Source organism: Citrobacter sp. wls826, from assembly GCF_005281245.1.
Lineage (GTDB): Bacteria > Pseudomonadota > Gammaproteobacteria > Enterobacterales > Enterobacteriaceae > Citrobacter > Citrobacter braakii.
Genome location: NZ_SZWS01000047.1, coordinates 34,091 through 45,848, shown reverse-complemented (window position 1 = coordinate 45,848; position 11,758 = coordinate 34,091). Strand labels below are relative to the sequence as shown.

9 protein-coding genes are annotated in these 11,758 nt (G+C 50.8%); all 9 read right to left on the bottom strand.

Annotated elements, in window-relative coordinates; genetic code table 11:
• Window positions 1–26: 26 nt before the first annotated feature.
• Entirely contained in the window at window positions 27–1,145 is a 1,119-nt protein-coding gene (locus FDW87_RS10470) for an S-(hydroxymethyl)glutathione dehydrogenase/class III alcohol dehydrogenase (RefSeq protein ID WP_016153173.1), read from the bottom strand.
• 32 nt (window positions 1,146–1,177) lie between these two features.
• Complete coding sequence (locus tag FDW87_RS10465) at window positions 1,178–1,453, bottom strand: metal/formaldehyde-sensitive transcriptional repressor (protein ID WP_003833178.1); 276 nt, start codon at window positions 1,451–1,453, stop codon at window positions 1,178–1,180.
• A gap of 338 nt (window positions 1,454–1,791) precedes the next feature.
• The gene (locus FDW87_RS10460) at window positions 1,792–3,093 is read right to left on the bottom strand and encodes an AppA family phytase/histidine-type acid phosphatase (RefSeq protein WP_137379717.1); all 1,302 of its coding nucleotides are present in this window, start codon (window positions 3,091–3,093) and stop codon (window positions 1,792–1,794) included.
• Between the two features lie 278 nt (window positions 3,094–3,371).
• Entirely contained in the window at window positions 3,372–4,640 is a 1,269-nt protein-coding gene (locus FDW87_RS10455) for a Y-family DNA polymerase (protein WP_047499135.1), read from the bottom strand.
• Between the two features lie 2 nt (window positions 4,641–4,642).
• Window positions 4,643–5,062 carry a translesion error-prone DNA polymerase V autoproteolytic subunit gene (locus tag FDW87_RS10450; RefSeq protein WP_016153176.1) on the bottom strand — a complete coding sequence of 140 codons (420 nt, stop codon included), beginning with the start codon at window positions 5,060–5,062 and terminating at the stop codon, window positions 4,643–4,645.
• A gap of 171 nt (window positions 5,063–5,233) precedes the next feature.
• Window positions 5,234–5,764, bottom strand: a complete 531-nt coding sequence (cybB, locus tag FDW87_RS10445) for a cytochrome b561 (protein WP_019076843.1) — start codon at window positions 5,762–5,764, stop codon at window positions 5,234–5,236.
• 149 nt (window positions 5,765–5,913) lie between these two features.
• Entirely contained in the window at window positions 5,914–7,353 is a 1,440-nt protein-coding gene (gene aldA / locus FDW87_RS10440) for an aldehyde dehydrogenase (RefSeq protein ID WP_016153178.1), read from the bottom strand.
• Window positions 7,354–7,552: 199 nt separating this feature from the next.
• Window positions 7,553–8,344, bottom strand: coding sequence for a YdcF family protein (locus tag FDW87_RS10435; protein ID WP_137379716.1), 792 nt, complete (start codon window positions 8,342–8,344; stop codon window positions 7,553–7,555).
• Window positions 8,345–8,429: 85 nt separating this feature from the next.
• Window positions 8,430–11,758 (bottom strand): ATP-dependent RNA helicase HrpA (gene hrpA, locus FDW87_RS10430; RefSeq protein ID WP_137379728.1); only part of this gene is annotated, 3,329 nt, incomplete at its 5' end.

Below are 11,758 nucleotides of genomic sequence, written 5' to 3'. Positions count from 1 at the left end.
AGCGGAGAAATCCGCTGGCCAATGAATTAGTTATCGCCAAAGTGGATAACGGTACGGATGGATTTACCCTGATGCATTAAATCGAACGCGTCGTTAATCTGCTCCAGCGGTAAACGGTGGGTAATAAACGGATCCAACTGAATTTTCCCGCTCATCGCATCTTCAACCATACCAGGAAGCTGAGTACGCCCCTTCACGCCGCCAAACGCGGAACCGCGCCAGACACGCCCGGTAACTAACTGGAACGGGCGTGTTTTGATCTCTTGTCCGGCTCCTGCCACGCCAATAATGATGCTTTCGCCCCATCCTTTATGGCAGCATTCCAGCGCCGCGCGCATCACGTTAACGTTACCGATACATTCGAAACTAAAGTCCACGCCGCCATCGGTAAGCTCGACAATCACATCCTGAATCGGTTTGTCGTAATCCTTCGGATTGATGAAATCGGTCGCGCCCATTTCACCTGCCAGCGTAAATTTTTCCGGATTGGTATCAACGGCCAGAATACGCCCGGCTTTCGCCTGCGCCGCGCCCTGAATCACCGCCAGGCCAATACCACCCAGACCAAATACGGCGACGGTATCGCCTTCTTTCACTTTTGCGGTGTTATGGACCGCTCCGATACCGGTGGTCACGCCACACCCCAGCAGACACACTTTGTCCAGCGGAGCCTGCGGGTTAACCTTCGCCAGAGAGATCTCCGCGCAAACGGTGTATTCGCTGAAGGTGCTGGTGCCCATATAGTGATAAATCGGCTCGCCGTTATACGAGAAACGGGTTGTGCCATCCGGCATCAGACCTTTGCCCTGGGTCGCACGTACGGCCTGACACAGGTTAGTTTTACCCGATTTACAGAACTTACACTCGCCACATTCTGCGGTGTATAGCGGGATCACATGATCGCCCGGTTTCAGGCTGGTAACGCCTTCACCCACTTCAACCACAATGCCGCCACCTTCATGGCCGAGCACCGCCGGGAAAACCCCTTCCGGATCGTCGCCTGAGAGCGTAAAAGCATCAGTATGGCACACGCCTGTGTGGGTAATTTTAACCAGCACTTCACCTTTCTTTGGCGGTGCGACATCGATTTCGACAATTTTTAACGGTTGGCCGGGGCCGAATGCAACTGCTGCACGTGATTTCATTTGTCTCTTCCCATTATTGCGAGGTGATGGTGTTATTTTAGATAAGCACGCAGAAGATGGCCGATTTCAGCCATGCGCACGGCACGCTGGTCTGGGGTTGTTTCCCCGCTGACCAGTTCGTCTTTCAGGTGGATCTCAACCATTTCGCCCATCAGGCCATTGGATGCGCCGCGCACGGCGGCAATTTGTTGCAGGATAGCCAAACACGGCTCGCCGGACTCCAGCGCGCGCTCAAGCGCATCAACCTGACCGCGAATACGGCGTACACGGGTGAGAATGCGTTTTTTATCTTCGGGTGAATGCGGCATACGCCCTCCAAATACTATAGGGGGGTATACTATCAGTCTTTTTAACTAATTGTAAAATAAATAACTTGTTATTCTTTAATGAGTTGCACAAACAGCACATTTAGATATATGTGGACATATCACCGTGTAAAGCGGTTTTAGAGCCGCAACACCGAGCGCTTTGTCGATGTATTCTGCATAGCTGAACAGTCCGGATTTTTTCTGGAGCAGCGTAACTGGTTTGTCACTCGCAAAGAACAGTCAGTTGAAGACTCATGTAATTATGAACAATACGAATACCCCCGACTACAAACCGGGGGTTTCTATTTTTTAATACGCTATATATAGTAATTAGTTACTTATTCCGTAACTGCACACTCTGGCACGCGAATTTCCTTAATGAGCCTGGAAAAACTTTTTAACGAACACATTCCCTGACTATTTTTCTCTTCACATGCAATTAATTTTAAATCAACTTTGCCGGCAGGTTTTTCTAACGACAACGGTTGTATATCCCTCATATCTCTCAGCGTCTGATAAACAAATGAAACCTGAACCCAATCCGTATTATCACTGGTTCTTTTCCACTTTTCGAATACAAGCTCCCCACCAGGAGGGGTATTATCGGGTTGACCGGGCAGCGACCAGTTAAGATCTAAAGCCCCGCTTAAATTTGCAAGATTGGTATCATGACCAGCAATAAACAACAGAGATACGGGTAATTTTATGCCATACCTGTTTTCTGTTGTACCATTTGTCAATAATGCAGTCTCTATCATATCGAGTAATGGTGTGGCCCTACTACGGGCAACTTCTGGAGTTCTTTGCAAAAGATCAAACTGAGCGTTATGCAGACTTAACAAATCTCTCCATTCTTTTTCTCCCGTAATACGCCCCCAGGCTACCTGTGGCATTCCCTGGGCCTCTTGCAACAGAAATATCTCAGTCAGCGTGGAAGAAAGACTCCAGGCACCAGGTAATGATACATTGTCAGGAGTTACCTTAAGTTCAGACGGTAAAGCCTCTGGTAATGTGCATTTCGTAGACTTTTCTGTAGTCTTACATGTCTCCGATTGTGAGAAATTTAAAACATTTTCCAGGGTCCGAAATGAAGATTGATAGCGTTGGGTATACAGTTCAATATTTCCTCCGGCCCGTTCCAGAATAGCGTTTTTAACCTTCAATGTGTTAAACGAACATGTCCCCATTTTTACTGGATTAAAAAGAGGATCAGTTTTTTCTTCATCCTTCTGATAATGCACTTGAATTTGACATTTTGGTGCTAACCCAGCCTGAAACGCCTCACCCGTTTTACGGGTGCGTTGATCCGTGTCTGCAATAACAGCAACCTGCCCTGGAGATGGGCACGTTTGATTATTCAACAGACCTTTGCTTGTGAACCATAAACGTTGATACTGACCTAATTCAGAAACAAGTTCTCCCCCACGAGGCGTTAGCCATCCTAACGGCACATCCCATTGTGGCCATTGATCGGGTGTAACATCTTTCATTATTGGAGTGAACTTCGTAGGTGCTCTTACTCCATGACGGCTCACTATCACAACCCGCTCAAGTTTCATACCGTTCGGCTCTTCAGCATGTATTGAGAAAGAACCGCATAAGAGAGAAAAAAATAATAAACGAATGATGAATGTACTCATTACCAGCACCACCTTTTCGTAAGTGAAAAACAAACAACTCGTATAAGCCAGTTCGATAACTGGTTCTATCAGATAGAAATAATCCTACTCCTGAGTTCACAACAATCCAACTTTTTGAATATCAACTTTGTATCTTATCGAAGTATTAAAGGAGCGCTAATTTAGCCGCGCTGGAAAGGTATCCAAGGTTATGGAATCGTTGGCAATTTACAACGTCCTGTCATTGAAAGGATAATTGATCCGGTATAAATAAGGTGGGCGGAAGCCTTGTTTGGCTATCAATTTACCCGCAGCAAATCACTGTATCTCGTTGTATAACGTGGTGAAAGCATGTCTCGCTTCATCGCCCACGGCTGCTGTATCCCTTGCCCGGCAAAGTAGAGCGTTCCTTTCCCCTGTTCAGCATTAAGAGTATCCAGTAGGTCCATCAATTTATCGCTGTTACGCCGCGGGGCGTTATTATCAAAAAGATTCAGCTGTGCAACGCCAGAGCTAAAAAAATCCCCCAGCATAACGCCCGCTTTTTGATAACGTAGCCCCTCTCGCCAAACGGCGTCCAGGCTGCGCGTGGCTGCTGTAATAATGTCCCGGCTATCCTGAGTTGGCGTCAGCAGTTTTATCGATGCGCTGTTACCGTAATAAGGTTCATTCAGGGCAAACGGACTGGTTTTGATAAACGTAGAGATAAACCGGCAGTACTGGTGTTCTCTGCGCAGCTTTTCCGCAGCACGTGAAGCATAGGTGCAAATGGCCTCTCTCATGGCGTTGTAATCCGTGAGTTTTTCACCAAACGATCTTGAGCAGATAATTTCCTGCTTATCCGGCGCAAATTCTTCCAGCGCCAGACAAGGCTCACCGCGCAATTCCCGGACGGTTCGCTCAAGCACGACGCTGAAATGTTTACGAATGAAGCGAATATCGGTATCCGCCAGGTCGAGAACCGTTTTAATGCCCATGACGTCCAGTTTCTTGCCGATACGGCGTCCGATGCCCCAGACTTCATCAACCGGGAGTGCTGCCATCAGCTTACGCTGGCGTTCAATATTTGAGAGATCCACGACTCCGCCCGTCTGTTCCTGCCACTTTTTGGCCGCATGGTTCGCCAGTTTGGCCAGGGTTTTGGTCTGAGCGATGCCGACCCCAACCGTGAGACGTGTTTTCTGCAAAATGGTTGCTCTGATTTCCTGACCAAAATCCGTAAGATCCCTGCAGTTTCGCACGCCCGTTAAATCACAAAAGGCTTCATCAATACTGTATATCTCCACGCGTGGCGACAACTCCTCCAGAATCGACATCACCCTGCTGCTCATATCCGCATACAGTTCGTAGTTCGAACTAAAACAGAACACGCCATAGCGCCTGAACAGATCTTTCTGTTTGAAGTACGGAGCGCCCATATTAACGCCAAGCGCCTTTGCCTCTACGCTGCTGGCAATAACGCAACCATCGTTATTTGAAAGAACGACAACGGGCTTCCCTTTCAGATCAGGCCGGAATGCCGACTCACAGCTGGCATAAAACGCGTTAACATCCACCAGTGCAAACATCATCATCCCGCAGCTTTAATGATAAATGTCACCACGCCAAATATATCCAGCGTGTCCTCGCTGCTAATCATGATCGGCGCGTAGGCGCTGTTCTCTGGCTTCAGCATCACCACCGGATGTAATTGCAGGCGTTTAACGGTGAATTCGCCCTCAACGGCGGCAATAACGATGTCTCCATGGGCAGGTTTTCTGGCGCTGTCGACAATCAGTAAATCCCCCTCGCCGATCCCTGCTCCCCTCATAGAGTCGCCAGATGATTTAACAAAATAGGTTGCGCTGGGATGCCGTACCAGCAGGTCATTGAGGTCGATACGTTTCTCAACGTAGTCCTGTGCAGGAGATGGAAAACCGCAGGGCACAAGATCGCTAAATAACGGAAAGTGTTTAATTTCGCGGCGTTCCGCAGGCTGGAAAAACAACATAATAATCTGCCTCTCATTTACTGTATTTATATACAGTAGTTTTAATAAGAGCAGCAATCAAGTAGCGAGTGTGATGAACTGGACGTTGTTTAACCATCTTGTCGGTAAGTTTTTATGATGTCTGGAAAAATAATCGGCTAAAAAAATACCCCGCATTTGCGGGGCATTACATCAGGAGCGTTTTCGCGGCATCATGCGTAGCAGCGTATTGTCCTTCCAGAAATAGTGGTGCATCAGGGCCGCAGCGGCATGCAGAGCAATAACAAAATAGCCCAGATTTGCCAGCGTCACGTGCCAGGACTTCAGCATATCCACTACATCAAAATTGGCCTCTGCCGCATGCGGCATAACGATGCCGAATGCAATCCACGGGTTACCCCGGTTGTACATCATCACCAGTCCAATAATCGGCAGAACAATAAACAGCAGATAGATAACCAGATGCCCCAGATGCGCCATTCCGGTCATCATCGGCTTCGGTTTTGGCACAATCGGCGGTGCCGGATATTTTAGCCTGACCAGCAGACGCGCCACCATCAGCGTTAAAATAGTGATGCCACAGGATACGTGCACCATGTTAAATAAGGGACGATAGCTGCGCGGGAAAAATCCGCGAAACTCCATAGCGCTGTAGGCCACAATGACCAACAAAAAGACCAGCCAGTGAATGCCAATTTGCAGGCCAGAATACTTATTCCCCATAACACTTCCTGAATAAAAACAATAATGCGTCACCATAACGGGCTTTTGTTAAAAATTCATTAACTTTTGCTCACCCGGCTTATTCTTATGGATCGCCAGCAAAGTGTGAGAATTGCGCCGGGTGGCGTACAGGCTCACCCGGCGAAAACTTAGGACTGCAGATACACCACCTGCGTTTGCAGATATTCGTTCAGACCGTGTTTACCGTCAGCCCCGCCAATCCCGGACTTGCGCCAGCCAGCATGAAAGCCCTGCATCGCCTCGAAGTTTTCACGATTAATATAGGTTTCGCCAAACTTCAGCCCTTTGATCGCCTTCATCGCCGTATTCAGATTCTGCGTATAGATCGATGAGGTCAGACCGTAATCGCTGTCATTGGCCATCGTCAGCGCCTGTTCCAGCGTATCAAACGCTACCACCGGCAGCACCGGACCAAACGTCTCCTCGTGCATAATCGCCATCTCCTGGCGCACGTCTAACAGTAACGTCGGAGGATAGTAATACCCTTTGCCGGAAACGGCCTTACCGCCCAGCACCACTCTGGCGCCTTCCTGCACCGCTCGTGCAACTTTCTGTTCTACACGCTCCAGCGCAGCGGCGTTAATCAGCGGCCCCATTGCAATATCATTGCGCTCAGCCGGATTGCCAAACTGCACGGCTTTCATCGCCTCACCCAGACGATTGACGAATTGGTCATAAATACCTTTCTGAACGTACACGCGCTCGGCACAGTTGCATACCTGTCCGGTGTTGATCACCCGCGAGTCAACAATTGCCTTTACGGCCAGTTCAAGATCGGCATCATCCATCACGATAGCCGGGGCCTTGCCGCCCAACTCCAGACAAACTTTGGTGATATTTTTAGCCGCCGCAGCCATAATTTTCTCACCCGCCCCGACGCTACCGGTCATGCTCACCATGGCCACCTTCGGGTTTGCGGCCAGCGCCTGACCGACCGTTTCACCACGTCCCAGCACCAGATTAAATACGCCGCGCGGCAAGCCAATATCATCAACAATTTTGGCAAAGGCGATGGCGTTATTCGGTGTAAATTCACTCGGCTTAATGACAATGGTATTACCCGTCAACAGTGCGGGAGCCAGTTTGCGGGCAATCAGGAAAAATGGAAAGTTCCACGGCAGAATGCCCGTAGTCACGCCCAAAGCGCGCTTAAACAGCAGAATATTCTCACCCGGACGATCGCTTTGCAGGATCTCGCCTTCATAGCGACGCGCCCACTCCGCCATGTAATCGATATAGTCGGCGGTAAACGAGACTTCGACCTCAGCCAGTTGCTGTATTTTTCCACCCTCCGCCACAATCAGCGCGCTGATTTCACTGGCTCGCTGACGGATACCCGCAGAAATTTTGCGTAACCAGTTCGCCCGTTCAATGGCGGGCAGCGCTTCCCATTGCGGCTGAGCGCGCTGTGCAGCATCGATCGCTTTACACGCATCCTCGGCACGTCCATCGGGAATACGCGAGATCACCTCTTCCGTGGCCGGATTGACGACATCAATCCAGGCATCATCGTGCCAGGTCACAAACTGCCCATCGATATACATAGGATGTTGTACGGGTACTGACATGCGGCTCTCCTGTGATTGATTTGTTTTTAACAAGTAAAACTATTGTTAATTAATATCAATCATGCAGGTCGTATTATGGCTGGAGTGGCTGTTCTGTGAGCGGCTTCATAAAAGCGTCTGGCAAAGTGATGATGAAGGGAAAAAACAGGTGTGATTTTTGCCCGTTTGCCGCAAAACGCCGACAAACGGGCAACAGGAATTACAGAGAGCGGCTCTCCAGTAAGTCAGTCAGCACGATGTCATTTTGCAACTGCTGCCAGGCTTGCTCAACGTTCTGAGGAATATCAACATGGGCGATAAAATCGCGGCCGCACGGCCCATAACCGGTGGCATCATCACGCAGGCGAGGAAGCTCACCGGTTATGAGAGACAGATAGCGATCCACTGACCACAAACCTTCTGCTGCTAGCACAAAATCCACGCCGTCTTGCTGTTGGGCCAGCTCAGGGATGAATCCAGGGAAACTCAACCAGCGCGGCGCATGCGGCTCATCGCGGGTTACACGCTGAAAGGTTGCCATCGTGCGACGTTGCATAGTGGGATCCTGTACCACAATGACGGTATGAATACTTTCCGTCGCCTGATTCAATAATGCACAGCTAAAACGGGCATTCTCACCGCAGTTTGTTGACTGGTCTTCCACCCAAATCTTCTCACCTGGGATTTGCCAGAACTGATGTGCGATATCGGCAAGGATCGCCGCTTCCGCGCGCCCGGTGGTACGAATGATGCTGTAACGAGGATGCTCTGCAATCGCGTCATACAGAAATCGTGTGGAGTGACCGATGCCACCGCTAATCAACAAGGGAACCTGTTGCTCTTTCGCGATCCGGCAGGCGGCGTCGATGGTCGGAATAACCGCGTTCCCTGCCAGAATCACGCAATCTGACTGAACGGTGATATTCCCCGTAAAATCATTCTGCGCCAACCATCGCCCTACGGTATTGATCGCCGCAAGCGTGGTTGCGGAAAGTGTCGGAAACTGGCTCATACTCATGACTCCTGATCTTAATACTTTATCGGGTTGCATACCGGGCGGTGACGTCACCTTACCCGGTATGCTGTCTGGTACCGATTCATCCCGAAATCTGCTCCATCGCCTGCAAAATACGTTTATCGGAAATCGGATACGGCGTACCAAGCTGCTGGGCAAAATAGCTGACGCGCAGCTCTTCTATCATCCAGCGGATCTCTTTGACATCGTCATCTTCACGGCGCGCGGGAGGCAGTTTATTGAACCACTGCTGCCAGGCCTGCTGCACGCTATCCACTTTCAGCATCTGCGCACGGTCACGATGCGGGTCGATAGCCAGTTTTTCCAGACGCTTTTCGATAGCCTGCAAATAACGCAGCGTATCGCCCAGACGCTTGAAACCATTGCCGGTAACAAATCCACGGTACACCAGCCCGCCCATCTGCGATTTGATATCCGCAAGCCCCAGCGCCATGGTCATATCCACGCGCCCTTTCAGACGTTTGTTGATATTAAACACCGCGGTCAGGATCTGTTCGACCTGTTTAGCAATATCCACCACCGTATCGTTCAGTTCAGCCCGCACTTTTTCATGCAGCGCCGCAAAGCCTTCTTCGGTCCACACCGGCCCACCGTTGGCGTCGATCAGTTGATCCACACCACAGGATATACAGTCGTCAATCAAATCCAGCACTTTACCGTACGGGTTAAAATACAGCCCCAGCTTGGCTTTGTTGGGCAGTTTCTCATGCAAATATTTGATTGGTGAAGGAATATTCAGTAACAACAGGCGGCGTAAACCGCACCACATCGCCTGCTGTTGCTCCAGCGGGTTATCAAACAGTTTGATGGCAACGCTGTCACGCTCATCCACCAGCGCTGGCCAGGCTTTTACCTTATAGTTACCGCGTTTTTGCTCGTAACTCTCCGGAAGCTGACCGAAGCTCCAGATGTGCAACCCGCTCTGTTCGATACCGTCATCCGCCACCGCAGACAATGTTTCCTGCACTTTACCCTTCAGTGCGTCTTTCAGATCCTGCAGCGAACGTCCTTCCTGCAGCTTTTTGTTCTTATCATCCACTACCCGGAAGGTGATTTTTAGGTGATCGGGCACCTGATCCCAATGCCAGTCTTCACGGTCAACGGTCACGCCGGTCATGCGGCGCAGTTCACGCTCCAGCGAGTCCAGCAGCGGCAGTTCCAGCGGCGTGACGCGACCTAAAAACGCTTCCGCATAGTTCGGCGCGGGCACAAAGTTGCGTCGCACCGGTTTCGGCAGAGACTTAATCAGGGCGATAACCAGTTCACGGCGCAGCCCCGGAATTTGCCATTCGAAACCGCTCTCTTCGATCTGATTGAGCAGCGGGAGCGGAATATGTACGGTCACACCGTCCGCATCGGCTCCGGGTTCGAACTGGTAACTTAACCGTAGTTTGAGATTGCCCTGATGCCAGAAGTTCGGGTAATCCAGCTTACTGATTTTTTCCGCACCCTCTTTGATGAGCATGCTCTTTTCAAAGTTGAGCAGATCCGGCGTTTCACGGCTGATCTTTTTCCACCAGATGTCAAAGTGACGCGCGGAGACTACATCATGGCTGATGCGTTGGTCGTAAAACTCAAATAGCGTCTCATCATCAACCAGAATGTCGCGACGGCGCGATTTGTGCTCTAACTCTTCCACCTCAGCGCGTAACTTCAAATTGTCACGGAAAAACGCATGGCGCGTTTGCCAGTCGCCTTCCACCAGCGCATGGCGGATGAACAGTTCACGCGACAACGCGGGATCGATCTGGCTGTAGTTCACCTTACGGGCTGCAACAATCGGTAAACCGTAGACGGTAACCTTTTCTGTTGCCATCACTGCGCCCTGCGCACGTTCCCAGTGCGGTTCACTGTATGAACGTTTGATCAGATGCTGGGCAACCGGTTCGACCCACTCAGGATCGATGCGTGCAGCAATACGTCCCCACAGGCGGCTGGTTTCCACCAGCTCCGCTACCATCGTCCACTTCGGCGGTTTTTTAAATAGACCAGAGCCTGGGAAGATCGAGAAGCGAGCGTTACGCGCCCCGGTAAATTCCTGTTTATCGGCATCTTTCATCCCGATATGTGACAGTAAACCGGTCAGCAACGCGACGTGGATCTCTCTGTATTCAGCGGGTTCGCTGTTAACAGGAATCCCTAACTCTTTCACCACCTGACGCAGTTGCGTGTAGATATCCTGCCATTCACGCACGCGCAGGTAGTTCAGAAAATCAAGTTTGCACTGACGACGGAACTGGTTTGACGACAGCGCTTTCTGCTGCTCGCCGAGATAGTTCCACAGATTCACAAATGCGAGGAAATCAGACTCTTTGTCGTGGAAACGGCGATGCTTCTCGTCGGAGGCCTGCTGCTTGTCCATCGGGCGCTCGCGCGGATCCTGAATAGACAGCGCCGAGGTGATAATCATCGCCTCACGTACGCAGCCATGTTTTTGCGCTTCCAGCACCATGCGAGCCAGGCGTGGATCCACCGGCAGTTGCGAGAGCTGACGGCCCAATGGCGTCAGTTTGTAAGCGGTTGCCTGTTCGTCGGTGGTTATCGCCCCCAGTTCTTCGAGCAGGCGTACACCGTCCTGAATGTTACGTTTATCCGGCGCTTCAACAAACGGAAACGCCGCGATATCGCCCAGCCCCAAGGCAGTCATCTGCAAAATAACGGACGCCAGGTTGGTACGCAGAATCTCCGGGTCGGTAAACTCCGGGCGCGACAGGAAATCGTCTTCGGAATACAGACGAATACAGATCCCCTCCGAAACACGACCGCAACGGCCTTTACGCTGGTTGGCAGAGGCCTGCGACACCGGTTCAATCGGCAAGCGCTGAACTTTGGTGCGGTAACTGTAACGGCTGATACGCGCAGTACCCGGATCAATCACATACTTGATCCCCGGAACGGTCAGCGAGGTTTCCGCCACGTTGGTCGCCAGCACGATACGGCGACCGCTGTGCGACTGGAACACACGGTTCTGCTCGCTGTTGGAAAGACGCGCATAAAGCGGTAGCACTTCGGTATGGCGCAAATCCAGCTTATTCAGCGCATCGGCGGTATCGCGGATTTCGCGCTCGCCGCTCATGAAGATCAAAATGTCGCCCTGACTTTCACGGCCTAACTCATCTACGGCATCAAAAATTGCCTGCAATTGGTCACGCTCGGTGTCATCTGCGTCTTCAACAATTGGACGATAGCGAACTTCCACCGGATAGGTTCGACCAGAGACTTCGATAATCGGGGCATTATTGAAATGCTTTGAAAAACGCTCCGGATCGATGGTCGCCGAAGTGATGATAATTTTTAGATCCGGACGGCGCGGCAGAAGCTCTTTCAGATAGCCGAGCAGAAAATCGATATTCAGGCTGCGCTCATGCGCTTCATCGATGATGATGGTGT

Coding starts and splice junctions, on each gene's coding strand:
- FDW87_RS10470 (WP_016153173.1), bottom strand. CDS start 1,145: ATGAAATCACGTGCAGCAGTTGCATTCGGCCCCGGCCAACCGTTAAAA.
- FDW87_RS10465 (WP_003833178.1), bottom strand. CDS start 1,453: ATGCCGCATTCACCCGAAGATAAAAAACGCATTCTCACCCGTGTACGC.
- FDW87_RS10460 (WP_137379717.1), bottom strand. CDS start 3,093: ATGAGTACATTCATCATTCGTTTATTATTTTTTTCTCTCTTATGCGGT.
- FDW87_RS10455 (WP_047499135.1), bottom strand. CDS start 4,640: ATGTTTGCACTGGTGGATGTTAACGCGTTTTATGCCAGCTGTGAGTCG.
- FDW87_RS10450 (WP_016153176.1), bottom strand. CDS start 5,062: ATGTTGTTTTTCCAGCCTGCGGAACGCCGCGAAATTAAACACTTTCCG.
- cybB (WP_019076843.1), bottom strand. CDS start 5,764: ATGGGGAATAAGTATTCTGGCCTGCAAATTGGCATTCACTGGCTGGTC.
- aldA (WP_016153178.1), bottom strand. CDS start 7,353: ATGTCAGTACCCGTACAACATCCTATGTATATCGATGGGCAGTTTGTG.
- FDW87_RS10435 (WP_137379716.1), bottom strand. CDS start 8,344: ATGAGCCAGTTTCCGACACTTTCCGCAACCACGCTTGCGGCGATCAAT.